Source organism: Actinomadura pelletieri DSM 43383, assembly GCF_003634705.1.
In the GTDB taxonomy this organism is placed as follows: domain Bacteria; phylum Actinomycetota; class Actinomycetes; order Streptosporangiales; family Streptosporangiaceae; genus Spirillospora; species Spirillospora pelletieri.
In genome coordinates this window covers 1-25,297 of the sequence record NZ_RBWU01000009.1, presented here as the reverse complement: position 1 = coordinate 25,297, position 25,297 = coordinate 1, and the positions used below count along the sequence as shown (strand labels likewise).

Here is a 25,297-nt window from a genome sequence, read left to right as displayed (position 1 = left end):
TCGCACAGGCCCGCGTGTCTGACAACCCCCTAGGGGATGAGTGCGGGAAGGTCCGCGGCGTGGTCCTGGAGATAGGCGGCGAGCGTCTCGGGGATCAGGGCGATGGACGCGAGGGCGGCGGCCGCGCAGGGCACGAGGTCGACGTCGTAGCGGCCCCTGGCGGGGTCGGGGTCGTCGAACTCGGGACCGTGCCTGCGGGACAGGTCCATCGACACCAGGCGGCACACGTAGAAGGTGTTCAGCCGGAACAATTCGGGACTCTGCTCGGCGCAGGCGAAGACCTGCCGGACGGGCCCGGCGGTGGCGCCGAGTTCCTCGTCGAGTTCGCGGCGCAGGGCCGCCTCGGGGCTCGCGTCCGTGGGCTCGATCTTGCCGCCGGGGGTCGTCCAGTAGACCGGACGGTCCGGCCGGGTGCGGCGCAGCAGGACGAGCGCGTCGCCGTCCAGCAGGAGGGCCCGCACCGCCCTCCTGATCCGAGGCCTCTCCATCATGAGGCGATCATGATCCGCACGGCAGGTCCACTTCGGATGTCGCCCTCCCCCTCGGGCCGTCGACGCGGGAGGCCGTCGAGCGCGGCGACCCGTCCCGCCATCATCGCGCACGCCGACGGTCGACCGGGCGTGTTTCGCGACGGACGGGTCACCGTCCGCGCCGAGTAGCCGACACGCAGGGCCCCGGCGCCGTTACCATCACCAGTGCCAAGATCCTGTTGGCATGCTCTGTATCGGAACGGCGTGAAATGGATGATCTGGAGGTCCGGCGGCTGCCGGGCGATCTGGCGCGGCTGTTCGACCCGTCGGGACACGGCGGCGGGTTCGGCGGCCGCGCCGTCGACGCTGCCGAGCGGACGCTGTCGGTGCCGCTTCCCGACGGGGACCTGGTCTGGCCCGACCCCGGGTATCCGCAGCGCCTGCTGCCGCTGCGTCCCGCGTTCTGGCTGAGCGAACAGCCCGTCCACGGTGACCTGTGGGCCGGGCTGCGCGCCGAGCACGCCCGCTCCGGCCTGTGGCCGCTGCTGATGGACGAGACCGACCAGCCGTGGGCGTCCGGGCAGATCGCCCCCGAACCCGTGACGGAGGTCGGCAATTACGTCCCGCAGGCCTTCATGTCCGAGGTGTGGTCGGACTGGGCGGAGCAGGCGGCGCCCGAGGACCTCGACGACCTGGCCCCGTTCGGACGGCACTGCCCGGGGCTCGCCCCGCCCGGCGTCCCGGTCGACGACCCGGACACGGTGGCCGACCGGTACGCCCGCGCCCTCGCCGAGCGCGGCCTGTCGCTGGGGCTGGTCGCGGTGGAGCGCGGCGCCGACGCGGTCGCCGCCGTCGGCTGGCAGGGCGCGCTCAACCACAACGAGTGGACCGCGCCGCTCGCCGCCGTCCTGCGCGGCTGGGAGGACCGTTTCGGCGCCCGCGTCGTCGCGCTGGGGTTCAACACCCTGGAACTCAGCGTCGCGGCGCCACCGATCACGACACGGCACGCCGTCCATGTCGCCGCCGAACACTGGGCGTTCTGCCCCGACATCCTCTTCCAGGGCCCGGGGACGCTCGCCGGGTACGCCGAGGAGATCCGCGGCAAGACGAACTGGTCCTTCTGGTGGGACTGACCTACCCGGGACGACCCGCCCACCGATGTAAAAAAGGCGGTCATAGCACGTAAACGTCCAGGTCATACCCGATGGCCCCGAACCGGAACGGCGATTACGGTGGGCGGGTGAGCACCGGGTGGCGCGACCGGATCGCACGATGACGGTCGCCGCGACCACGACGCTGGTGGTCGACGACGACGACACCGAGCGGTGCACCATCGGCGGCTGGCTGCGGCGCGCGGGCCACACCGTGGTGGAGGCCTCGACGGCGGCGGAGACCTGGGTCCGGCTCACCGAACACGCCGTCGACCTGGTGGTACTGGACGTGCGGCTCCCGGACATGAGCGGCATCGAGGTCTGTGAGCGGATCAAGGCGGCGCCGGACACCAGGGCGCTGCCCGTCATCCACATCTCCGCGCAGGCCGTGGGCGTCGCCGACCGCGCCCAGGGGCTGCGGCGCGGCGCCGACGCCTACATGGTCGACCCGATCGACCCCGGCGAGTTCCTCGCGACGGTCGAGGCGGTGCTGCGCTACTACCAGGCGCTGCGCCGCGCCGAACGGATGGCCGCCCGGATGGCCGAACTGACCCGCACGTCCCTGGACATCAACGCGGCGACGTCGTTCGACGGGCTGGCCGCGGTCGCCGCCCGCGGCGCCTTCGCGATCTTCGGGGTGCCGGCGTCGGTGTTCGTGCTGCCACCGGACGGCCGGGTACGGCGCACCATCGAGTTCGGCATCGGGCCGTGGCGCCGCGACTGCCCACCGGAGATCCCGGCGCGGATCGCCGCGCTGACGAGACTCGGCGACGACACCGGCACCGAGGTCGCGCGGGTGCCGCTGCGGCGGTGGCTGGAGCTGCTGCCCGACAGCGTCGCCGACGACGATCTCATGCTCGTGGTGTCGAGGCTCAAGCACGACCGTCCGCCCATCGGCATCGCGGTCGGCATGCGCGGGGCGCGGACGGAGGACGACACCAACCTGCTGCGCCAGCTCGGGCAGGCGGTGGCGCTCGCGATGGAGGCACTGCGCTCCTACACCGAGGAGCACCTGACGTCGCTCACCCTCCAGCACAGCCTGCTGCCCGCGTCGCTGCCGTCCGTGCCCGGCTGGTCGCTGGCCGTCCGGTACGAGCCCGCCAGCGACCAGGCCGAGGTCGGCGGCGACTTCTACGAGGTCATCGATCTCGGCGACCGGGTGCTGGTCGCCATCGGCGATGTGCAGGGCCACTCCCTGTACGCCGCCACCGTCATGGCGGAGGTCCGGCACGCGCTGCGCGCCTTCGCCGCCGAGGGCCACGACTCCGTCACGATCCTCGGCCTGCTCAACGACGTGCTGCACCGCTACCACGACGACCAGACGGTCACCATGTCCGTGATGACGCTGGATCCCCGGGGCGGCGCCGCGCACATCGCCACCGCGGGGCACCTTCCCCCGCTGCACATTTCCGACGGGCAGGCCCGCTACGGCCGCGGCGGTGGTCTCCTGCTCGGTTTTCCGCGCGAACCGGGCTTCGGTGACGGCGTGGCGGTCGAGGAGGCCCGCGTGCCGCCCGGCGGGACCATCGTCCTTCTCACGGACGGGCTGGTCGAGGACCGCGGCATCCCGCTCGCCGACAACCTGGAGCGGCTGCGGACCGTGGCGGCGGACGTGGACGACGAACTGGAACGGTACGGCGACCGGATCATCGCCGAGTTCGGCCACCGGGAGGACGACGTCGCGCTGGTCGTCGTCCGCCGCGACGAGCCGTGACCGGGCCGGCGGAAGGCGTCAGTTCATCCGGGACCGGGGCAGTTCCTGTTCGCACCAGACGACCTTGCCCTCGGCGGTGCGGCGCACGCCCCACCGCTGGGCGAGGCGTCCGACGACGTGGAGGCCGCGGCCCGACTCCTTCATGTCGCCGTCCTCGCGGTGGCGGACGCGGGGACGGCCGTCGGAGGAGTCGAAGACCTCGCAGACCAGGCCGCCCTCCCGGATGAGCCGCAGCCTGATCCGCCCGCCCGCGTGCTGGATCGCGTTGGTGACGAGTTCGGACGCCAGCAGCATGGTCGGGTGGGCCAGGTCGTCCAGGCCCCACCGGGAGAGTCGGTCGCGGACGAGTCCCCGGGCCCGGCGGACGGCGGCGGGCTCGGCGGGCAGTTCCCAGGTGGCGTGCCGGTCGGCGGGGATGCGGGCCAGGCGCGCCACGAGCATCGCGATGTCGTCGCGGTGCTCGTCGTCGTAGACGCCGTCGAGGGCCGCCTGGCACAGGTCGTCCAGCGATCGGGCGCCGCCGCCTCCGAACACGCCGCGCAGGCGGGCGAGGCCGTCGTCGATGTCGCGGGCCCGGTTCTCCCCCAGACCGTCGGTGTACAGGAACAGCAGGGTGCCGTCCTCGACGGTGAACTCGCGGCTGACGATGGGTCCGTCACCGCCGACGCCGAGCGGCGGCGCGGGCGGCACCGGCAGGTACTCCGGTTCCGTGCCGGGCGGGGCGAGCAGCGGCGGCAGATGCCCCGCGCTGGCGACCTCGCACCGTCCGCTGACCGCGTCGTAGACGACATAGGCGCAGGTCGCGAAGTGCGGTTCGCGTTCGCCGAGGGTGCGCATCAGCGAGTCGAGCCGTTCCAGCGCCTCCGCGGGCGGCAGCTCCAGCCCGGCGAGGGTGTGGATGGCGGTGCGGAGCCTGCCCATCGTGACGGCGGCCTTGACGCCGTGCCCGGCGACGTCGCCGACGACGAGCGCGACCCGGGCGCCGGGCAGCGCGATCGACTCGTACCAGTCGCCGCCGACCTCGATGAGGCGGCTGCCCGGCAGGTACCGGTGGTGCACCTCGACCGGCGACGGCGCCGACAGGCCCGTCGGCAGCAGGCTGCGCTGGAGGGTGAGCGCGGTGGCACGCTCCCGTGAGTACTGCCGGGCGCTCTCGACGAAGATGGACGCGCGGTTCGCGAACTCCATCCCGATCTCGACGTCGTAGGCGTCGAACGGGCGGTGCGCGACGGTGCGCGTGCAGACGAAGAAGCCGAGGACGCCCGCCGCCGACGTGATCGGCAGCAGCAGCATCGAGGCGCCCTTCAGCAGGTCGCCGACCGGCGGGCGGCGCAGGTCGGCGGCGAGGGCCGCCGCGCCGTCGCCGCCGAGGGCGCGCAGCACCGGCTCCCCGGAGGCGATGCACTGCGCGTACGGGGTGCCGGGCGGGTACACGACGGACTCGCCGGTGGGGAACGTCGCGTCCCACGCCGGGTCGTCGTCGTCGAAACCGATGGCCATCCGGCGCAGCTGCGGGCCGTCCGGACCGTCCGGCTGCTCGTCGGCGTCGAGGTGGCTCTCCAGCAGGAGCAGGCCGCCGGAGTTGCAGAAGTGCGGGACCAGGACGTCCATCAGGCCGCGCGCCAGCATCTCCAGGTCGAGGGTGGAGCCGATGCGCGGGAGCGCGTCGTCCAGCAGGGCCCTGCGGATGACGGCGGGGTCGACGAACCGGTCGACGAGGGGCACCGGCACCCGGACGACGGCGAGCGCCGCGATCTCGGGCGCGGAGCCGCTCAGCGGGTGGACGGTGACGACCGCGTCGAGCATCCCGCCGGACGCGGTCTCCATGGCGAGCATGGTGGTGCGTTCCCGCCCGGCCTTCAACGCCCCCAGCAGCGGTTCCCGCGCGCCCGGGATGATCTCGTCCAGGTGCGCGCCCAGCAGACCGTTCCCGTCCGGGGACAGAACGGCCGCGGCATTGCGGTCGAACTGGAGTACCCTCCCCGACGAATCCATGCCGAGGATCAGAATTCGGGTGGACGACTCCATCGCTCGATTATGGGACATGGCCGGGGCGCGTGCGGCCGATACGGAACGGTAGGCGGATTCGGGGGCCTCAGGCCTTCCCGAAGACCTGCGGCGGCGGGACCGGCGCGACGATCTCCTCGCCGTCGCGCAGGGGCGCCGCGCCGGCGCTGAACGCGGCGAGGTCACCGCCGTCGAGGAGCCGGGCCCGGACGGCGCCGCCCGCCGCGCGACGCCGCAGCACGTCCACCGGGAGCGGTTCACGCGACCCGGCCACGATGAGGTTGCCGAACCGGCGGCCGCGCAGCACGCCCGGGTCGCCCATCAGCAGCGTGTGCCGGAACACCGACCGGACGGTGGCGGCGACGCGGCGGGCGAACGGCAACCGGAACCCGTCGGCGACGTTGACCAGGTAGACGCCGTGGGGACGCAGCACCCGCGCCGCGTCCACGACGAACTCGCGGGTCGCGAGGTCGGGCGGCATCGACGCCTCGGCGAACGCGTCCATCACGACGAGGTCGTCGGCGTCGTCGGCGAGGGCCGCGACACCGGCGCGTCCGTCGGTGACGCGGATCCGCAGGCCCGGCACGTCCTTGACCGGCAGTTGCTCCCGGACGAGCCGCACCAGCCCCGCGTCCGGCTCCAGCACCACCTGCCGGGACCCCGGCCGGGTCGCGGCGATGTAGCGGGCCAGCGTGCAGCCCGCGCCTCCGATGTGGACCGCGTCGAACGCCTGACCGTCCACGCCGAGGGAGTCGACGACGTCGCCCATCAGCCGCATGTACTCGAAGTCGAGGTAGGTGGGGTCGGACAGGTCGACGTACGACTGCGGCACGCCGCCGACCAGCAGCATCCAGCCGCCGTCGCGGTCGGCGTCCCGGAGCAGCTCGGCCTCGCCCGCGTCGATCGGGTACAGGTTCGCCCGGGGTCCGCGCCTGCCCTTGCGTGCCATGGCCCCACCCTACGGAAGCCGCCGCCGCGTTGCCCATCACGCCGACGCCCATCACGTCGACGCCTTCACGTGGGGTCCGGGAGGGCCTCTTCCGCCGCGAAGTGGCAGGCGCTCGGGTGGTCGGAGCCGGGGCGCGCCTCAAGCGCGGGTTCCCGTTCGGCGCAGACGTCCCGGGCCTGCGGGCAGCGTGTCCGGAACCGGCAGCCGGACGGTGGGTCCAGCGGCGACGGCGGCTCCCCGTCCAGGAGGGTCCGCCGCGTCCAGGCGGGCGCGTCGGGGTCGGGCACCGGGACGGCCGACAGCAGCGCCCGCGTGTACGGGTGGGTGGGACGCTCGTAGATCCGGGCCTCGTCGCCGGTCTCGACGATCTTGCCGAGGTACATGACGGCGACGCGGTCGGAGATGTGCCGGACGGCGGCCAGGTCGTGCGCGATGAACACGTATGCGAGCCCGAGTTCCCGTTGCAGGTCGGCGAGCAGGTTCATCACCTGCGCCCGGACGGACACGTCCAGCGCCGACACCGGCTCGTCGCACACGATGACGTCGGGACGCGGCGCGAGCGCCCGGGCGATCCCGACGCGCTGCCGCTGGCCGCCGGAGAACTGGTGCGGGTACCGGTCGAGGGCGTCGGGGCCCAGACCGACGATCTCCAGCAGTTCCCGGACGCGGCGCCGCCGCTCCCCTCTCGGCACGACTTCCGGATGGATCGCGAACGGCTCCGCGACGATGTCGCCGACGGTCATGCGCGGGTCGAGGGACGAGTACGGGTCCTGGAGGACGATCTGGACGCGGCGGCGCAGGGCCCGCAGTTCGGGGCCGCGCATCGCGAAGATGTCCCGGCCGTCGAAGTGGACCGTCCCGGCCGTGGGACGTTCGTCGGCGAGCAGCAGCCGCGCCAGCGTCGACTTCCCGCACCCGGACTCGCCGACGACGCCGAGTGTCTCGCCGCGGCGCAGCTCCAGGTCGACGCCGTCGACGGCTTTGACCTGCCCGACCGCGCGTCTGACCAGCACACCGCGCGTCACCGGATAGTGCTTGACGAGGCCCTGCGCCCGCAGGATCGGCTCCTCACCCGGTTCCGGCACCGTGCACCTCCTCGGCGAAGTGGCAGGCGGAGTCGTGCCCCGGCGCGACGGTGACGAGCGGCGGCGCCTCGGCCGCGCAGACCGCCTCGGCGCGGGCGCAGCGCGGCCGGAACGGGCAGCCGGACGGCAGCGCCGCCGGATCGGGCGGCGCGCCGGCGATCGGGACGAGCGGCGCCCTGCGCGAACCGAGCCGCGGGCCGAGCCGTGGAACCGAGGCCAGCAGCCCCCGGGTGTACGGGTGGGCGGGCCGCGCGTACAGGTCGCGGACCGGTGACCGTTCGGCGACCGACCCCGCGTACATGACGACGATCCGGTCGGCGACCCCGGCGACGACGCCGAGGTCGTGGGTGATGAGGACCAGGCCCATGTTCAGCTCGTCCCGCAGCGCGGCGAGCAGCCGCATGATCTGCGCCTGCACGGTCACGTCGAGCGCGGTGGTCGGCTCGTCGGCGATCAGCACGTCCGGCTCCAGCGCCAGCGCCATCGCGATCATGACGCGTTGGCGCATACCGCCGGAGAACCGGTGCGGATGGTCGCCGAGCCGACGCCCGGCGGACGGGATCCGCACCCGCTCCATCAGCTCGACGGCCCTGTCCCGCGCCGCCCGGCGGCCGAGGCCGCGGTGCACCCGGTACATCTCGGCGAGCTGGTCGCCGACGGTGAACACCGGGTTCAGCGCCGTCGACGCGTCCTGGAAGATCATCGAGAGGTGTTCGCCGCGGTAGGCGCGGCGGCGGCGTTCCGGAAGGCCGAGCAGTTCCGCGCCGCGCAGCCGCACCGACCCGCGGTCGACCTGCGCGGGCGGGGAGTCGAGAAGGCCCATGACGGCCTGCGCGGCGACGCTCTTGCCCGATCCCGACTCGCCGAGGATCGCGACCGTCTCCCCCTCCGCGAGGGTGTAGGAGAGGCCGTTCACCGCGCGGACGTCCCGGCCCCGGACCCGGAACCGGACGTGCAGGTCGGCCACCTGCAGGAGCGGCGCTTCCGGGCGCGGCGCGGGGACCGCCGGGTCGTTCGTCGTCATGGCGTCACCGCAGCCTGGGGTCGAGTGCGTCGCGGACGGCGTCGCCGAGCATCAGGAAGCTCAGCACCGTCGCCGACAGGAACACGGCCGGGAAGGCCAGCAGGTGGGGATGGTCGAGGAAGGAGTCCTTCGCCTGTCCGAGCTGGAGCCCCCAGGACACCTCCGGGTACTGGAGGCCGACGCCGAGGAAGTCCAGCGTCGCCTCCCCCACGATCACGTTGCCGACGTTGAGGGTGGCGACGACGACCACCGGGGCGATCGCGTTCGGCAGGACGTGCCGGGTCATGATCCGGCCGTCGGACGCGCCGAGCAGCCGCGCCGCCCGCACATAGCCCGTGTCGCGGACGGCGATGACCTGCCCCCGCATGACGCGGACCATCGTCGTCCAGCCGAGCAGCACCAGCACCAGCGTCATCGCCCCGATCCCGTGCCCCGGGAACGCGACGAGGACGACCGTGGCGCCGAGCACGAACGGCAGTCCGAAGAACACGTCGGTGAGCCGCGCGATCAACGCGTCCACAACGCCGCCGTGGTAGCCCGCGAGCGTTCCGAACACGACCGCGATGAGCAGCGCGCACACCGTGACGGCGACGCCGATCAGCAGCGTCGGCCGGGCGCCGTGCACCACGTGCGCGTAGTAGTCGCAGCCCGCGAGGTCGGTGCCGAACCAGTGACGGCCGGACGGGCCGAGCCCCGCGTCGTTCGGGTCACAGCCCGCGTTGGCGGCCCGGTCGGTGAACAGCGCCGGTACCGCCGCCATCGCCGTCACCAGGGCGAGGACCGCCACCGACCCCCAGAAGACCCAGCGGCACCGCAGGTCGTGCCACGCGTCGTCCCACAACGAGGCCCGTCTCATCACTCGTACCTGATCCGCGGGTCGAGCACCCCGTACAGGACGTCCACGAGCAGGTTCACCGCGAGGAAGATCAGCACGAGGACGGTGACGGCGCCGACCACCACCGGCCCCTCCTTGAGCTGGATCGACTGGAACACCTGCTGTCCGACGCCGGGCAGGTTGAAGATCCCCTCGGTGACGATCGCGCCGCCCATGAGGTTGCCGAGGTCGACGCCGAGGTAGGTGACGACGGGGATCAGCGAGTTGCGCAGCGCGTGCCGCCCGACGACCCGCGCCCGGGACAGTCCTTTGGCGGTGGCCGTGCGGACATAGTCGGCGCGCAGGTTCTCCGCCAGGCTCGTCCGGGTCAGGCGTGCCACGTACGACAGGCCGAGCGACCCCAGCACGATGCCCGGGAGCAGGTAGCTCACCGGCCAGCCGTCGTCGGTCCCGGCCGTCGGGAGGAGGTGCCAACGAACACCGAGGAGGAGCTGGGCGGTGTAGCCGAGCACGAACACCGGAACCGCGATGACCAGCGTCGTCCCGCCGAGGACGAGGGTGTCGGCGAATCTCCCGCGCCGCAGGCCCGCCCACACTCCGAGCGCGATCCCGACCGCGAGCTCGAAGATCCAGGCGGTGATCGCGAGCCGCGCGGTCACCGCCCAACGTCCGCCGAGCATCTCCGCCACGCTCTGGCCGGTGTAGTTCTCCCCGAGATCGCCTCGCGCGAGGCCCGCCATGTACTTCGCGTACTGCACCAGCAGCGGATCGTCCAGGTTGTACCTGTCGCGCAGCGTCCGCAGGACGTTCTCCGGGACGGGCTTGTCCCCGGCGAGCGCCTGGATCGGGTCACCGGGCAGCGCGAACACCATCGCGTAGACGAGCAGCGTCGTGCCGAAGAAGACCGGGACCGCCTGAAGAAGCCGCCGGAGGACGAATCGCCACATCGTCGGCTATTTCACCGTCACTTCGGTGGCGATCAGGCCCGTCGCGTACGGGGTGATCGTCACATTGTCGACGTTCCGCGACCGGCCGCTCTGCCCCGCCCACGTCCACAGCGGGACCAGGGGCATCTCGCGGAGGGCGATGTCCTCGGCGCGGTGGTAGTACCCGATGGCCTCCCGCTGGTCGGCCGCCCGTTTGGCCTTGGCGATGAGGTCGTCGAACTCCCTGTTCGTCCAGCCCATCCGGTTGTTGTCCGAGCCCAGCATGTTCTCCAGATAGTTCTGCGGGCTCGGATAGTCGGCCTCCCAGTTCTGCCGGTACGGGCCCTTCTCCTTACGTTGGCGCAGTATGGAGAAGTAGTCGGACGCGGGCACCTGGCGGAACCGGATGTCCTTGATGCCGAGGGTGTCGCGCAGGGAGTTCGCCACGATCCGCATCCACTGGGCGTACGTCGGCTGCGCGTTGGAGAAATACAGCTCCAGGGTGCCGCTGAACCCGCCCGCCTTGGTGAACAGCGACCGCGCCTTACCCGGGTTGTACGTGCACAGTTCGCCGCACGCGTTCGGCCGGTGCCCGTCGACGATGGCGGGAAGCAGCGAATCGGCGGGGAAGAAGTCGCCGTTGTAGACGGCCTTGTCGATGCCTTCCCTGTCGATGGCCATCGAGATGGCCTTGCGCAGGTTCGCGTCGGCGAACCGCTCGTCCCACAACGGGAAGCCGAGATAGTCGATCGTGCCGGTCCTGCGGGTCAGGAACCGGTCGCCGAGAAGCCGCTTCGCCTCGGGGACCTTGGCGGACGGAATCGTCTGGAGCACGTCGATCCGCCCGGCCCGCAGATCGGTGTAGGCGGTGTCGGCGCTGGAGTAGCTCTTCCACGTCACCCCCTTGTTCCGGGGTTCGCGCGGCCCGGCGTACCCGGGAAACGCGACGAGTTTGATCTCCCTGTTGCGTTCCCAGTCGCCGTCCATCATGTACGGGCCGTTGCCGATCGGATGGTCGTCGAACGCCTTCGGATCCCGCAACCCGGCCTTCGGCATCGGCGCATACGCCGGATAGGTGAGCAGCAGCGGGAACTGGCCGAACGGCTCGTCCAATGTCACCTTCAACAGGTACGGACCGATGACCTCCACCCCGGAAAGCGCCTTCGCGGCGTTCCCGCGGTTCATCGCCTCGTACCCGTCGATGTACGAGAAGTAGGCGTTGGCGGCCATTCCCCTGGGCCCGTAGGCCGCGTTGTTCCACGCGTCGGCGAAGCTCCGCGCGGTCACCTCCTCCCCGTTGTGGAACCGTCGCCCCGACCTCACCTTGATCGTCCAGACCTTCTGGTCGGTGGAGGTGACGGACTCGGCGGCCAACGGAACGGCCCTACCGCCCGCGTCCAGCGTCATCAGGTTGTCGAACAGCTCACTGATCACGTCGAAGGAGTAGCTGCTCGTGGTGTCGGCGGGCACGAGATGGTCGGGCTCGGGATGCCCCACCGTGAACATGCCCGCACTCGCCCCGGCCTCGTTCCCCCCACACCCCGGCAATCCCAGCAACGCCACCACCAGGGCGAGTCCACCGCCCCCGACACGAAGGCCCCGCCCAACGCCCTTCTGGCCCGCCATACCCCTCCCCCGCCGCACACCGTCGACTGCCTCACCTAGATTGCTGCCACCGGATACTCACGGTGACCACACGACTACGGCGCTGACGGAGTCGAAACCAGATCGAGACGTTCGCCCTCGTCCTTGACGGCGTCCGGCGGCGAAAGAAGATAAAACCTTTGGCACGAAGGGAAACCGACGGGGGGAAGATGCGCGACGATCCGCTCAAGTCCACGGCGTCCGGACAACTCACGGCGGCGACGCCCACCTCCGCGGACGAGGTGGGGCGGATCTGCGCCGAGCTCATCCGGTTCGACACCACGAACCGTGGTGAGGGGGTGGCCCACCCGGAGCGGCCCGCCGCCGAGTACGTCGCGGGGCTCCTGGACGAGGTGGGCGTCCGGTCGACGATCGTGGAATCGGCGCCGGGCCGGGCGAGCGTGCTGGCCCGGGTCCCGGGCACGGATCCGTCCGCTCCGGCGTTCCTGATCCACGGGCATCTCGACGTGGTGCCCGCCGATCCGGCGGAGTGGGCCGTCCCGCCGTTCTCCGGCGAGGTGCGCGACGGGTGCGTGTGGGGGCGCGGCGCGGTCGACATGAAGGGCAGCCTCGCGATGACCCTGGCGACCGTCCGGCGGCGGCTGCGCGAGGGACGGCGCACCCGCGGTGACCTGGTGCTGGCGTTCCTGGCGGATGAGGAGTGCACCGGCGACTTCGGCTCCCGCTACGTCGCCCGCGAGCACCGCGCGTTCTTCGAGGGCTGCACGGAGGCGATCAGCGAGTCGGGCGGGTTCAGCGTGGACGCGGGCGGAACGCGGATCTACCCGATCGCGACCGGTGAGCGGGGCACCATGTGGATGAGGTTGACGGCGCGTGGCACCGCCGGGCACGGGTCGAAACCGGCGCCCGACAACGCCGTCGCGGAGCTGGCGCACGCGGTGTCGCGCCTCGCCGCGCACACCTGGCCCGTCCGGCTGACCTCGGGTGTCCGGGCCCTGCTGGACGGCCTGGCGGACGCGCTCGGCACCACCATCGACCACGACCGTCTGGACGCGGAGGCCGCGCGCCTCGGCGGTGTCGGCCGCCTGTTCACCGGCACGATCCGCAACTCGGCGAACCCGACGCGGCTCGCCGCCGGATACAAGGTCAACGTCGTGCCCGGGACGGCGACCGCCGAGGTCGACGGCCGGTACCTGCCCGGCACCGGCGCGGAGTTCCTCGCCACGGTCGACCGGCTCCTCGGCCCGAAGGTGACCCGCGAGTTCATCAACTACGAGGAGGCCCCGATCGCGGACCCGGCGGGCCCCACCTTCGCCGCGCTCGCCGACTCCCTGCGCGCCGAGGACCCGCTCGCCCGTCCCGTCCCCTACGTGATGGCGGGCGGCACCGACGCCAAGGCGTTCCACGACATCGGGATCACGAGCTTCGGTTTCGCCCCGCTGCTGCTCGGCCCGGACCTCGACTACCTCGGGATGTTCCACGGGGTGGACGAACGCGTCCCGCTGGACGCCCTCGCGTTCGGCACCCGGGTCCTGGACCGGTTCCTCGACACCCGCTGACAGGGACGACGGAACCGGACGCGTTCCGTCGAGACCCGCCCGACCTGCTGGTTCCGCGTCCGGCCGGGGTAGGGATCCGGTCGTGGACTTCTCCAGTGCGGCCGACGAGCTCTACGGCGTCCGGCCCGCCGAGTTCGTGGCGACGCGCAAGCGGCTGGTCGAGGACGCGAAGGCGGCGGGCGACGCGCCGCTCGCCAAACGCGTCGGCGCGCTGCGGCGGCCGACGCTGTCGGCGTGGGCGGTGAACCTGCTCGCCCGCTCGGCCGCCGACGACCTCGGGCGGCTGCTGGACGTCGGCGACGAGATCCGCGCGGCGTGGGGGTCGGGCGGCGGGCTCGGCGATCTGGAACAGCGCCGGGCCCGGCTGGTGGGGGCGCTGGTGCGGACGGCGGGCGACCTCGCGGCGGACGCGGGCACCCCGCTGCGCGAACAGGCCGTCCGGGAGGTGGAGGACACCCTGCAGGGCGCCACCGTGGACGCCGGGATCGCCGACGAGGTACGGGCGGGACGGCTGGCCCGGCCGCGCAGCCACACCGGTTTCGTCCCGGCCGGCTTCCCCATGACACGGCAGGAAGAGAGGCCACGGACGGCGCCCGAACCCGAAGAGAAGCCGCCCGCGGACAAGAAGCGAAAGAAGAAGGCGGCCCCCGAGCGGGCCGTGTCGAATGTCACCCGGACGAGCGCGGCCCGGGCTCGGCGGGCCGAGACCCTGCGGCGGCGGGCCGAGGAGGCCGACCGGAAGCTCTCCGAACGCGAGGGGCGCGCGGACACGGCGAGGTGGGAGGCCGCGGAGGCGTCCGCCAGGGTGGGCCGCCTCCGCCACGAACTGGAGCGGGCCCTCGCCGAACGGGACGCGGCCACCCGCCGCGCGGAACGCGCCGAGGAGAACCGGGCCCGCGCCGAGGTGGCCGCCCGGGAGGCACGGGAGGCCGCCCGGGAGGCACGCCGGGCCGCCGACCGCGACGCCCGCCACGGCTGAACCACCGGCGTCGCCCCGGAACACGGTCGCCCGGAGAACGGCCGGCAGCGGTACGGCCCCGCAACCTGCCACCGCGCCCATCGTCAACGTCGACCACGCCGCGTCCTCCACCAGCGCCCGCTCGCCGCGCAGGTCGAGCCGCGCCGACGGCTCGTCCCACAGCGTCATCGAGATCCCCCGCCCGGAGCGATGAGTTTCCTCCGGGTCGCGGGTCTGTATTGAGTGACGGGGGCGGGGCCGTCCGGACGGACGACCCCATCGAAGATGCCGCCGCGCTCTTCCTCCGGGTGCCCGAGGCGCGCCGGGCGTCCCCGGCGCGGCGGTCCGGCGGCCGTGTCGTGGTCGGCGCGGAAGACCACGGCACGGCCACCGGCGTGCCCCGGCGCCGAACGGCCGAAGATCGCCGAGTTACGCTGAGCTTCCCATCTCCGGCGAAAGGAGTGGCGATGACGGTCGCCCCCGACGTCACCGCGATCGCCTCCGCGGAAGAGCTGCGCGAGATCCTCGGCGCGCCGATGCCACGGGCCGTCAAGAAGGAGCGCCTCCGGCTGCACGCCCGCGACCGGGACTGGCTCGCCCACACGCCGTTCTGCCTCATCGCCACGAGCGACGCCGAGGGGAATTGCGACGTCTCGCCGAAGGGCGACCCGCCCGGGTTCGTCCACGTCATCGATGACACGACGATCGCGATCCCCGACCGGCCCGGCAACCGTCGCGCCGACGGGTTCCTGAACATCCTGAGCAACCCGCACGTGGGGCTGCTGTTCCTGATCCCGGGGCGCGGCGAGACCCTGCGGATCAACGGCAGGGCCACGCTCGTGCGGGACGCGCCGTTCTTCGACGAGATGATCGTCCAGGGGCATCGTCCGGCGCTCGCCCTGATCGTCGAGATCGACCAGATCTTCTTCCACTGCGCCAAGGCGCTGATGCGCTCGAAGCTGTGGAAGCCGGACACCTGGGAGCCGGACGCGCTGCCCTCCCACGCCCGCCTCATCAAGGACATCCAGCGCGTCGAGCAGAGCCTCGAGGAGTTGGAGCGTTACTACGCCGAGGAGACCTACGCGAAGGGGCTGTACAACACCTGAGCCGGGACGGGTCGACCCCCGCGCCCGTCGCGCGGGGGTCTCGGGTCGTGGCGGCGGACCGTGCCGGGGTCAGCCGCTCTTCCGGCGAAACTGCCGCTGGTGGTCGGCACGACCGTGCGTGCCGCGCACCTTGGAGCCGCCCTTGCCGGACTTGCCGTCGTTCTTGCCCGCCTCTTCGCGCTTGCGTTCCAGGGCCTCCCGGAACTTGCGCTTCACGTCGTCCTCGCCGTGCTCGGGTTCTCCTGACGAGTCGGTCATGCGGACCTCCAGCTCTTGTAGGGCACCCCTAGCCTCACATACCCCGCGGAGCGTGGCCATCCGCGCACGCAGTGAAGATCATCACGGGGAATTCCGAATAAACCGGCCGACAATGGTCGATCTCTCCTAGGGTTTGTGCCCGTGGATCCGCAGAAACCCCAGGCAGAGCCCGGTCATCCGCCGCTGGAGGCGCTCGCCGTCCAGCCGCTGTTGAACCGCGACTACGAGTCCCGTCCCGCCGCCTTCTTCGAGCGTCTGCGCGAGGAGTACGGCCCGGTGGCGCCGGTGGACGTGCTCGGGGTGCCGTCGTGGCTCGTCATCGGCTACTCGCAGACCCTCGACGTGCTGCGCGACACCCGGGGGATCTGGAGCAGAAGGGTCGACAACTGGCGCGCCTACCGGGAGGGCGCCGTCCCCGCGGACTGGCCGATGCTGCCGGTGGTCGAGTCCGACAGCTCGGCGTTCCGCGACGGCGCCGACTCCACCCGGCTGCGCGGCGCCTGGAGCGCGGCCCTGCGCCCGTTCCAGAACCGCGCCCGGGACGAGGCCAAGGAGCTGGAGCGGGCCGTCCGCCGGTACGCCGACGAGCTGATCACGGTCATGGCGGAGGGCGGACGCACCGGCGGGGCCGACCTGTCGGCGCAGTACGCCCGACCGCTCCCGCTGATGGTCATCGGGCGGCTGCTCGGCGAGGGCGCGGACGGCGACGACGAGCTGATCATCGACCTGTGGCGGATCCTGGACGCCGGACCCGACGCGCACGAGGCGTCGGAGCGCCTCGTCGCCCGGGTCGCGGGCGTGTGCGCGGACCGGACGACCGTCCCGGGACAGGATCTGCCGTCGTTCATGCTGGCCGCCGTGCCCGACCTGACCGCCGCGGAGCTGACCCGCGAGATGGCGATGATGACGGGCCTCGTCGGCGATGTGACCGGAACGCTGATCTGCAACACCATCACCGAGATCCTGATCGGCGGGACCGGCGCCCGCGACAGCATGTCGGCGGGCATGATCCAGGAGGCGATCAACCGGGCGGCGGCCGCGAACCCGCCGATGGCGAACCTGGCGTTCCGGTGGGCGCGGTCGGACGTGCGCCTCGGCCGGTTCCAGATCGCGGCCGGCGACCCCGTCCTGGTGTCGCCCGCCGCCGCGCACCTGGACCCGGCGTTCACCCGGACCTCCGCGCCCGACTCGATCTACAGCTCCCGCGCGCACCTGGCGTGGGGCGCGGGCCCGCACGCCTGCCTCGGCCGCGAACTCGCCACCACGATCACGACGATCGCGGTGGAGCGGCTGTTCGACCGGTTCTCCGGGCTGCGGCTCGCGCTGCCCGCCGACCAGCTTCCGTGGCGCTCGTCCCCCCTCATGCGAGGCCTGCGGTCGCTGCCGGTCACCTACGAGCTGGCGGACGACCCGGCTCCCGTCCCGGCCGGCGCCGCGGACGAGAAGCCGGAGCGGAACGGTTCCGCCGAGGACGAGTCGACCTCGCTGGTCCGCCGCGTCCTGCGGATGATGCGCCTGTCGCAGTCCTGAACGGACGCGTCCGGGCAGGGCCGGCCGGGCGGCTCCCATGTTTGGGCGCACCCGCCCGGGAACGTTTCGCTCACCGGCACGGAAGGACGCGCGGGAGGACGAAACGATGCCAGACAAGAGCGACAAGCACGGCGCCAAGGTGGACGAGGAGCTGAGCCGCGAGACGCACGGCATGGTCAGCGGCGGCCATCCCACCCACGCCGAGGAGTTCAAGGAGACCGAGCCGTTCTCCGACGACCACCCCGCGAACCCGACCGGGTCGTCCGCCGGGAACCGGGAGGGTTCACCACCCGGGATGAGCGCGCAGGACGTCGAGGGCCGCAGCGCCCTGGCCCGGCTGCTGACCGGCGTCCGGTATCCGGCACGCCCGAACGAACTGGTCAGACACGCCGCCGAGGGAGGCGCGCCCGACGAGGCCGTCGAGCAGCTCCGGACGCTCCCGAAACGCGAGTACGAGAACGTCGCCGACGTGGCCGAGGAACTCGGCTACGGCCGCGAGGAACGCCGCTACTGACCGGCCGAACGGCCCGCATGACGACGGGACCTGGTCGCCCACGGCGACCAGGCCCCGTCGTCATGGGTCAGGGCCTGCGCTCATTCGGGGGGCGGCCGTCGCCGATCACGTTCTCGACGTGCCGCGGTTCGTGGACGGCGCGGTCCGCGGGCGGCCCGCACCACCGGCCGAGCGCGTCGCGGATCGCGGCGGCCCGCCGGTCGGGTGCGGTCTCGTCCGTCGCCCACGCGATGTGACCGTCCGGGCGGACCAGCGCCGTCGTGCGGGTCGCGCCGCCGGCGAGGGCGCAGTGCACGCGTCCGGCCCACAGTTTCGTCGCCAGATAGGTCACCGCCGGATCGTTCGCCCCGACGACCAGCACGAACAGCCCGTCGCGAAGCAGCGCGTACAGCCGCCCCGGGCTCCCGCCGAGCGGGACGTCCGGGGCGCGCCGTCCGGTGAGGCGATGCGCGCCGCGCGGCGCCGGGTAGGCCAGGTCGATGCCGGAGACGGCGCCCGCGAACCGCCGCGCCACCGGCCGGGCGTGCGTCGCCGTCCACAGGCCCACGCTGCGGGCCCTGCGCAGCCACGGCTGCTCCAGGAGGGCGAACCGCAGAAGCGCGCCGCTGCCGCGCACGACGAGCCGCCCGACCGGGTGCCGCTCCTCGTGGTAGCTGTCGAGCAGCCAGGACGGCGCCCAGCCCCACAGCTCCGCGGCCAGCTTCCACCCGAGGTTCGCGGCGTCCTGCAACCCGGTGTTCATGCCCTGCCCGCCCGCCGGGGAGTGGACGTGCGCGGCGTCGCCCGCGAGGAACACCCGGCCCACCCGGTACCTCGGCACCTGCCGTTCGTCGCTGTGGAACCGGGACGTCCAGCGCGGTTCGTGCATGCCGTGGTCGGTGCCGAGGGCACGCCGCGTCACCTCCCGCAACTCGTCGAAGTCGACGGGCTCGGAGTCGGACGCCTGGTGACGGCGGTTCCACGCGATCACCCGGTACCAGCCGTCCCCGAACGGCGCCAGGAACGCGAACGCGTCACCGGACGAGTCGACGGTGAGGACGTCCTCGGGCGCGTCCCGCAACCGGACGTCGGCGAGCATCATCGACCGTACCGCCGCCTGACCGGGAAACGGCACCCCGAGCAGGCGCCGGACGGTGCTGCGGACCCCGTCGGCGCCGACGACGTAGGAGGCGCGGCGGGTGCGCGTCCCACCGTCCGGATCGCGGACGTCGACGTCGACACCCGCCGCGTCCTGGCGGAGCCCGACGACCTCCGCACCGTGAACGATCTCCGCGCCCGCGTCCAGGGCCCGTCGCCTGAGGACGCGTTCCGTCTCGTACTGCGGCACGACCAGCAGGTACGGGAACCGGCTCGGCAGCCTGGACAGGTCGACGGCGTTCCGCCCGAGCAGCCTCAGCTCGCTGACGGGCTCGCCCGCCTCGGTGAGGTCGTCCGCGAGGCCCCGCGCGTCGAGCAGCTCCAGCGTCCGCGCGTGGACGGCGAACGCCCGTGTCAGGTTGCTCGTCACCTTCTCGCGGCGTTCCAGCACGGTACAGCCGATCCCGGCCGCGGCCAGATCACCTGCCAGCAGGAGCCCGGTGGGACCCGCTCCTACGATCAGTACGTTCCCGGTCGGTTCACCGGTGGGCGACATCCCGCTCCCCTTTCGGCTCAACAGCGGCACGGCCCCCGTTCTCGGAACACTTCCCCGTAACCACCGGACCTCACAGGATCCGGCGTTCGCGTCCCGCCCATTCCTTCTCGCGCAGCTGGAACTTCTGGACCTTCCCGGTCGACGTCTTCGGCAACGCCGCCACGAACTCCACCGCGTCGGGCGCCTTGAAGCGGGCGAGGCTCCGGCGAACATGCTCGACCAGGTCGGCCTCCGTCACGGCCTGCCCGTCGCGGAGCACCACGAACGCCTTGGGACGCTCGCCCCACGTGTCGTTCGGTATCGCGACGACGGCGACCTCCAGCACCGCCGGATGCGAGTCGATCGCCCGTTCCACCTCCACCGTGGAGATGTTCTCGCCGCCGGAGATGATGATGTCCTTGGACCGGTCGCGCAACTCGATGTAGCCGTCCGGGTGGCGGACGCCGAGGTCACCGGAGTGGAACCAGCCGCCCCGGAACGCGTGCGCGGTCGCCTCCCCGTCCCGGTGGTAGCCCTTCATCACGTTGTTGCCCCGCATGACGATCTCGCCGAGCGTCTCACCGTCCGCGGGAACGTCGTTCATGTCGTCGTCGACGACGCGCAGACCGTCCGTCTGGATCATGCCGACGCCCTGCCGGGCCAGCAGCCGGGCCCGGTCGGACGCCGGCAGCTCGGGCCAGCCGGGCTGCGGTTCGCACACCGAGTACGGCCCGTAGGTCTCGGTCAGCCCGTACACGTGCACGATGTCCGCGCCGAGTCCCTCCATCTGCGCGATGATCGTCGGGGAGGGCGGCGCGCCCGCCGTCGTCACGGTCAACGGCCGCTCCAGCGGATGCGCCTGCGCCGCGTTCGCGATCGTCACCAGGACCGTCGGGGCGCCGTTGAGATGCGTGACGCCCTCGACGTCGATGAGCCGCCACACCTCACCGGCGACGACGGCGCGCAGGCACACCTGCGTCCCGCCGACCGCGGTGAGCGCCCACGGCGTGCACCAGCCGTTGCAGTGGAACATCGGCAGCGTCCACAGGTACACGCTGGCGGAGGAATGCCGCGAATGGACGACCTCGCCGAGCGCGTTCAGATATGCCCCCCGGTGCGTGTACACGACGCCTTTCGGGCGTCCCGTCGTCCCGGACGTGTAGTTGATCGAGATGGCGGTGTTCTCGTCGTCCACGCCCCAGGGGAGCGGCTCGTCCGAGCCGCGCGCCAGCAGTTCCGCGTAGGCCACGCCACCCACCGCGGGATCGGGCTCCGCGCCGACCGCGGGGACGGTCACGACCTGCGGCAACGAGCCCGCGAGCGGCGCCACCGACCCGTGCAGGCCCGCGTCCACGACCAGGGCCTTCGCCCCGGAGTGACCGAGGATGTAGCGGATCTCCTCGGCCGCGAGCCGCGTGTTGATCGCGACGAGGACCGCCCCGGCGAGCGGGACGCCGAAATGCGCCACCAGCAACTCCGGGACGTTCGGCGCGAGGTAGGCGACCCGGTCGCCCGGCCCGATCCCCGAGGCCCGCAGCGCGTTCGCCAGCCGGGTCGCCTCGGCCGCGAACCCGGCGTAGGTGACACGGCGGTCCCCGTAGACGTAGGCCGTCTTGCCGGGGAACACCTCCGCCGACCGTTCGAGGAACGCCAGCGGCGTGAGCGCCGTGTAACCCGGGCCGTTGTCCATCGGGAGCCTCCGGTGCCGTCGGCCGGGGCCCGCCGCTCGCCCGAGCACCGCACCCCCGGCGATGATGTGACCTGCGTCTCAAGCATCCCACGCGGGCGAGCGCGCCGTGGCGGACTCGTCACGGCGCGTCCGTCAGTGTTCGGTGTGCCGCTGGATCTCCAGACCGAGATGGATGCGGTACCGGTCGGCCCGATAGGTGGCGAACGCGACCTCCGCGCACGTCCCGCGGCTGAACGTCCGCTGCCGCAGGAAGAACACGGTGCCCCCCGGTTCGATGCCCAGCAGCTCCGCCCGCTCGGCGTCCGCCGGACCCGCCTCGATCGTCTGCTCCCCGGCGTCCATGACGATGCCGTACTCGCGTTCCAGCGCGGCGAACAGCGACGACTCCGGCGCACGACGCTCGAACAGGTCCGGCGCGAGCGTCGCCGGAATGTGCGAGCGCTCCACCGCCATCGGCTCCCCGTCCGCCAGCCGCAGCCGCTCCAGGACGTGCACGGCCGTGCCCGGGACGACACCGAGATGACCGGCCAGGCGAACGTCGGCCGTGACCGTACGCGTGTCGAGGTCGACGCACGCGGGACGCATCCCCCGGGCGAGCATGTCCTCGGTGAAGGACACGAGCTCCTTCGGCATCTGCACCTTCGGACGGGACACGTACATGCCCTTACCGGGGATGCGGCGGACCCGGTCCTCGGCGACGAGCTGGTCGACGGCCTTCCGCACGGTCATCCGCGACACCCCGAACCGCAGGCACATCTCGCGTTCGGACGGGACGGGCGCGTCCACCGGCAGCCGCCTCTGCTCGATCATGTCGAGCAGGATCGCGCGGAGTTGAAGGTACTTCGGGAGGGGCGACGAGGGATCGATCACCCTTCATGAATATCCGATCCCGCTCAGGATCGAGACGGCGCGTACGGTCGTGTAGCCCCGCCACTCCAACTCAGCGGCGGGCGAGTAAGACGCGAAGTCGACGCGCCACCCGCCGTCCTCCTGCTGTTGGTCGTCCAGTCGGCGCAGCTCCGCGTCCACGACGTCCGGGTCGAACAGCGCCCTCACGGGACGGTCGGGGTAGGGCGCGAAGTCCAACGGTCGCATCATCTCGTCCGGCAGGCCGCCCTGGACGTGCACGAGCCCGTCCTTCGGAACCTGCCGACCGAGCAACTCGATGACCTCGACATCATGAACGGCATCGGCGAGCCACAGCGTGAACACCAATTCCAACGCGTGCAGGTCACCCTTCGTCCGAGCGGTGTCAAGGCAGAACCGCGTGGCACGCCGAAGCCACGGATGCGCGGCGACCGCCTCGTGGTGATCGGCGACGCGCTGCGCCATGGCCGCGACGACCGCCGTGATCTGCAAGGACGACGCCTCGGGATCGGCGCCCGTCCAGAACGGCGCGCAGCCGGTCGGATCGGGGACGGGCAGCGCGAACGGCAGACCACCGTCCGGCAACGTCACCGACTCCAACCAGTCGCAGAGCGCGACCGCCTCCGGAACCGTGACCGGAGCCAGCTCGGCGAACACCTCGAACGCGTGCAGCGCCGCACCCGGCTGGCTCGTCCGCGACCGCAGATCGGGTTCGAGACCATGCCCGTAGCCGCCGTCGGGGTTCCGGTAGGAGTTCACGGCGGCCAGCAGCGCATCGCGATCGCCGGTTCCCGTCAGCGACTCGAACCGCCGACGGTCGAGCATGCGCGCGTGCGTGGCCATGAATTCCGACGCCTTGTTCAGATCCATGACTCCAGCGTGGCCGTCACACCCACCACCGTCTTGCAACTTTCGGCCATCACCAGGTGAAACGCTCGTCTAACCCGCCCGCAAGGAGAGGCCCAGCGCCTGGAACTGCTCCACCGGCCGGTGGTAGCCGCGTTCGATGTGGTGGACGCCCCGCAGCGTGGACGGCCCCTCCGCCACCGCCGCGGCCAGCACCGCGGAGAACCCGGCCCGGATGTCGGGCATCGTCACGTCCCCGCCGCGGAGCTTGCTCACTCCCCGCACGACCGCCGAGTGCAGCGCGGCCGTGTCGTGGTACCGGCAGGCGGGCCCGCCCAGACACGTGTCGTAGACCTCGATCTCCGCCCCCATGCTCTGCAACGCCGGAACGTACGCGAGCCGGTTCTCGTACACGGTCTCGTGCAGCACCGACATACCGTCGGCCTGGGTGAACAGCACCATCAGCGGCGTCTGCCAGTCCGTCGCGAACCCGGGGTGCGTGTCGGTCTGCACCGCCGCGGGCGTCAACCCGTCCGGCGCCGAGGCCATGATCCACTCATCGGTGATCTCGAACCGGGCGCCCATCCTGGTCAGCGTCGTGATCGCCGTGACGAGCCGGTCCTGCGGGCACCCGTGGACCCGGACCTCTCCCCTGGTGACGAGCCCCGCCACCAGGTACGAGAACGCCTCGATCCGGTCACCGCCGAGCCGTGTCTGCGCACCGCTCAGCCGCTCGACGCCCTCGACGACGATCCTGCGGTCCGGCGCGAACGAGATCCGCGCCCCCATCCGCTGCAGGAACAGGGCCAGCTCGATGATCTCCGGTTCGGTGGCGGCATTGCGGATCACCGTCTTGCCCACGGCGCGCACCGCCGCCAACAACACCGTCTCCGTAGCGCCGACACTCGGATACGGAAGATCGATCCGCGTCCCCACGAGCCTGGACGCACGCGCGTGAATCCCGTCGGCCGCATGCGTCACCTCGGCCCCGAACGCCTTCAACGCCTCCACGTGGAAGTCGACCGGACGCCTCCCGATCGGGTCACCCCCGACCAGCGGCACGAACGCCTCACCGGCCCGATGCAGCAACGGCCCCAACATCAGGATAGGGATGCGGTTCAGCCCGGTGAACGCCTTACCGACACTCGGGTCCGACACGCCCCCCGGCACGACCGTGACCTCACCGCCGGACCGCTCGACCGTCATCCCGACGTGCTCCAGCATGCCCGCAGTGATTCCGACCTCACCGACGTCCGGCGCGTTGCCGATGGTGCTCGGCTCGTCCCCCAACATCGCCGCGACCATGTGCTTGCTGACCGCGTTCTTGGCCCCGCGCACGGTGACGTCCCCACGCAACGGCCCCGACGGCTCGATCCGCCACAATTTCTCAACCACCCGAGCAGCCTAAGCCCTGCACACGATCAACCCACACCCCCGACATGGGCACCACCGCCCCACACCAAGCCTTGGCACGCAGACTCATGCGCCCAAACCTGTCGGCCTCGACCGGGCCGACCCCGCCGGGGCACCGCGGTCGCGCCGGGGCAGATGTGTGGGTTGGCCCCGGCGCGACCATGGGTTCGATGTTCGTCGAACGGACCAATCCTCTCCTACCTCACGTTGCACAAGCGTTGCGCCCCCTCCCCAACAACGATCATGCGGTCGAGTGGGCGCCGAGCGCGGCCCCCACGGGCACCAGCGCGGCCGGCAGACAGCCCGTACACGTGCACGATGTCCGCACCGAGCCCCTCCATCTGCGCGATGATCGTCGGGGAGGGCGTGAGGATCGCGAACGCGGCGCAGGCGCCTCCGCTGGAGCGACCATTGACCGTGGGACGGCGAGCGCGCCGCGAGCAGACCGGTTCCACCCTTTACATTGTAGATCTTTTCTCGCTTCCAGCGGCGCCCGTATCACCAGCCGCGGCCCGGCTCTGCGGCACGACCCTCGTTTCCAACCTGGCCTCTCGCTCGGCGCGCCGGCGAGACCGGCCGACACGCTACCGACCTCGTCAGCCGAGGCGCGGACGAGGTCGTGGTCAGCGCAGTGATCTTCGCCATGATGGCCCTCATTGCCACGGGCCGGCTGCACCGGCTGCGGTGGCGGGGGCCGACCGTCCTCGGCTCGCTCACGTATCGGCGAACGCCTCGCGAGGAGCTGGAGGCTCTGTTCAAGCGGATGCGCACTCTTGCGGGACGCCTTCATGTGGGGGGCATCCCCCAAACCCGGCTGCCAGCGTCGGCCCCCACGTCGCTCTTGCGCGCTTTCCCGCTGTCGGACGAGGATCACGGGGAGGACAGGATTGCCGTTGCGCTGTACGCGACGGGCCCGACCGGCGCTGTACTCGACGAGAATGCAAGAGCCTCGGTGCGTTCAGCTAGGCCAGGGCGACGCTGCTAACGCACATCGATCTGATGTCCACCATCACGACAGGGCAACACGACGCCTGCCCCTGGGGGACTTTCAAGCCCGAAAATGAGAAAGGGCCCCGCCGAACAGCGGGGCCCTTTCCTACAAAAAATGTCCGGCGGTGTCCTACTCTCCCACACAGTCTCCCATGCAGTACCATCGGCGCTGAAGAGCTTAACTTCCG

21 protein-coding genes and 1 rRNA gene are annotated in these 25,297 nt (G+C 72.0%); 7 read left to right on the top strand and 15 right to left on the bottom strand.

Annotation, left to right across the window (positions count from 1 at the left end):
• Positions 1–29 precede the first annotated feature (29 nt).
• On the bottom strand, positions 30–491 hold the full coding sequence (locus tag BZB76_RS33150; protein ID WP_121438401.1) for an NUDIX domain-containing protein: 462 nt from the start codon (positions 489–491) through the stop codon (positions 30–32).
• A 248-nt stretch (positions 492–739) separates the two neighbouring features.
• On the opposite strand from BZB76_RS33150, the gene BZB76_RS33145 reads away from it, so the two are divergent.
• Both BZB76_RS33145 and BZB76_RS33140 read left to right on the top strand, forming a co-directional pair.
• Positions 740–1,603 (top strand): DUF4253 domain-containing protein, encoded by an 864-nt coding sequence (locus tag BZB76_RS33145; protein ID WP_121438400.1) that lies wholly within the window; start codon positions 740–742, stop codon positions 1,601–1,603.
• 118 nt (positions 1,604–1,721) lie between these two features.
• Positions 1,722–3,335 carry a SpoIIE family protein phosphatase gene (locus BZB76_RS33140; protein WP_246007369.1) on the top strand — a complete coding sequence of 538 codons (1,614 nt, stop codon included), beginning with the start codon at positions 1,722–1,724 and terminating at the stop codon, positions 3,333–3,335.
• A gap of 18 nt (positions 3,336–3,353) precedes the next feature.
• Here BZB76_RS33140 and BZB76_RS33135 read toward each other — a convergent pair whose 3' ends face one another.
• The 7 genes from BZB76_RS33135 to BZB76_RS33105 form a co-directional block, all read right to left on the bottom strand.
• The gene (locus BZB76_RS33135; RefSeq protein ID WP_246007368.1) at positions 3,354–5,363 is read right to left on the bottom strand and encodes an ATP-binding SpoIIE family protein phosphatase; all 2,010 of its coding nucleotides are present in this window, start codon (positions 5,361–5,363) and stop codon (positions 3,354–3,356) included.
• A gap of 67 nt (positions 5,364–5,430) precedes the next feature.
• Positions 5,431–6,291, bottom strand: coding sequence for a spermidine synthase (locus tag BZB76_RS33130; protein ID WP_121438398.1), 861 nt, complete (start codon positions 6,289–6,291; stop codon positions 5,431–5,433).
• A gap of 65 nt (positions 6,292–6,356) precedes the next feature.
• The gene (locus BZB76_RS33125; protein ID WP_121438397.1) at positions 6,357–7,376 is read right to left on the bottom strand and encodes an ABC transporter ATP-binding protein; all 1,020 of its coding nucleotides are present in this window, start codon (positions 7,374–7,376) and stop codon (positions 6,357–6,359) included.
• Positions 7,360–8,400, bottom strand: a complete 1,041-nt coding sequence (locus tag BZB76_RS33120; RefSeq protein ID WP_121438396.1) for an ABC transporter ATP-binding protein — start codon at positions 8,398–8,400, stop codon at positions 7,360–7,362. Before BZB76_RS33120 ends, BZB76_RS33125 begins: the two co-directional genes overlap by 17 nt.
• Positions 8,401–8,404: 4 nt before the next feature.
• Positions 8,405–9,256: an ABC transporter permease gene (locus BZB76_RS33115; RefSeq protein ID WP_121438395.1), complete on the bottom strand. Its 852-nt coding sequence runs from the start codon at positions 9,254–9,256 to the stop codon at positions 8,405–8,407.
• On the bottom strand, positions 9,256–10,182 hold the full coding sequence (locus BZB76_RS33110) for an ABC transporter permease (protein WP_121438394.1): 927 nt from the start codon (positions 10,180–10,182) through the stop codon (positions 9,256–9,258). Before BZB76_RS33110 ends, BZB76_RS33115 begins: the two co-directional genes overlap by 1 nt.
• Positions 10,183–10,188: 6 nt before the next feature.
• Entirely contained in the window at positions 10,189–11,667 is a 1,479-nt protein-coding gene (locus tag BZB76_RS33105) for a peptide ABC transporter substrate-binding protein (RefSeq protein ID WP_121438393.1), read from the bottom strand.
• 308 nt (positions 11,668–11,975) lie between these two features.
• Between BZB76_RS33105 and BZB76_RS33100 the strand changes: the two genes are divergently transcribed.
• The 3 genes from BZB76_RS33100 to BZB76_RS33090 all read left to right on the top strand — a co-directional run bounded on the left by BZB76_RS33100 (position 11,976) and on the right by BZB76_RS33090 (position 15,389).
• Positions 11,976–13,325: a M20/M25/M40 family metallo-hydrolase gene (locus BZB76_RS33100; protein WP_121438392.1), complete on the top strand. Its 1,350-nt coding sequence runs from the start codon at positions 11,976–11,978 to the stop codon at positions 13,323–13,325.
• Between the two features lie 82 nt (positions 13,326–13,407).
• Positions 13,408–14,304, top strand: coding sequence for a hypothetical protein (locus BZB76_RS33095; protein WP_121438391.1), 897 nt, complete (start codon positions 13,408–13,410; stop codon positions 14,302–14,304).
• A 446-nt stretch (positions 14,305–14,750) separates the two neighbouring features.
• A complete protein-coding gene (locus BZB76_RS33090; protein WP_121438390.1) occupies positions 14,751–15,389 on the top strand; it encodes a pyridoxamine 5'-phosphate oxidase family protein in 639 nt (212 codons plus the stop codon).
• A 69-nt stretch (positions 15,390–15,458) separates the two neighbouring features.
• On the opposite strand, the gene BZB76_RS33085 is transcribed toward BZB76_RS33090, so the two are convergent.
• Positions 15,459–15,647, bottom strand: a complete 189-nt coding sequence (locus BZB76_RS33085; RefSeq protein WP_117405071.1) for a DUF5302 domain-containing protein — start codon at positions 15,645–15,647, stop codon at positions 15,459–15,461.
• Positions 15,648–15,788: 141 nt separating this feature from the next.
• Here BZB76_RS33085 and BZB76_RS33080 point away from each other — a divergent pair, with 141 nt between their 5' ends.
• Positions 15,789–17,177, top strand: a complete 1,389-nt coding sequence (locus tag BZB76_RS33080; RefSeq protein ID WP_170180881.1) for a cytochrome P450 — start codon at positions 15,789–15,791, stop codon at positions 17,175–17,177.
• A gap of 106 nt (positions 17,178–17,283) precedes the next feature.
• Complete coding sequence (locus BZB76_RS33075) at positions 17,284–17,691, top strand: DUF2795 domain-containing protein (protein WP_121438388.1); 408 nt, start codon at positions 17,284–17,286, stop codon at positions 17,689–17,691.
• A 67-nt stretch (positions 17,692–17,758) separates the two neighbouring features.
• Here the strand turns inward: BZB76_RS33075 and BZB76_RS33070 are convergent, their stop codons facing one another.
• The 6 genes from BZB76_RS33070 to rrf all read right to left on the bottom strand — a co-directional run.
• Positions 17,759–19,324: an FAD-dependent monooxygenase gene (locus BZB76_RS33070; RefSeq protein WP_121438387.1), complete on the bottom strand. Its 1,566-nt coding sequence runs from the start codon at positions 19,322–19,324 to the stop codon at positions 17,759–17,761.
• Positions 19,325–19,394: 70 nt separating this feature from the next.
• Positions 19,395–20,993 carry an acyl--CoA ligase family protein gene (locus tag BZB76_RS33065; RefSeq protein ID WP_121438386.1) on the bottom strand — a complete coding sequence of 533 codons (1,599 nt, stop codon included), beginning with the start codon at positions 20,991–20,993 and terminating at the stop codon, positions 19,395–19,397.
• A 132-nt stretch (positions 20,994–21,125) separates the two neighbouring features.
• A complete protein-coding gene (locus tag BZB76_RS33060) occupies positions 21,126–21,863 on the bottom strand; it encodes a GntR family transcriptional regulator (RefSeq protein WP_121438385.1) in 738 nt (245 codons plus the stop codon).
• Between the two features lie 3 nt (positions 21,864–21,866).
• Positions 21,867–22,730, bottom strand: a complete 864-nt coding sequence (locus BZB76_RS33055) for a hypothetical protein (RefSeq protein WP_121438384.1) — start codon at positions 22,728–22,730, stop codon at positions 21,867–21,869.
• A gap of 69 nt (positions 22,731–22,799) precedes the next feature.
• Positions 22,800–24,101: a UDP-N-acetylglucosamine 1-carboxyvinyltransferase gene (murA, locus tag BZB76_RS33050; protein WP_121438383.1), complete on the bottom strand. Its 1,302-nt coding sequence runs from the start codon at positions 24,099–24,101 to the stop codon at positions 22,800–22,802.
• Between the two features lie 1,125 nt (positions 24,102–25,226).
• A 5S ribosomal RNA gene (gene rrf / locus BZB76_RS36870) occupies positions 25,227–25,297 on the bottom strand; the annotation flags it as partial.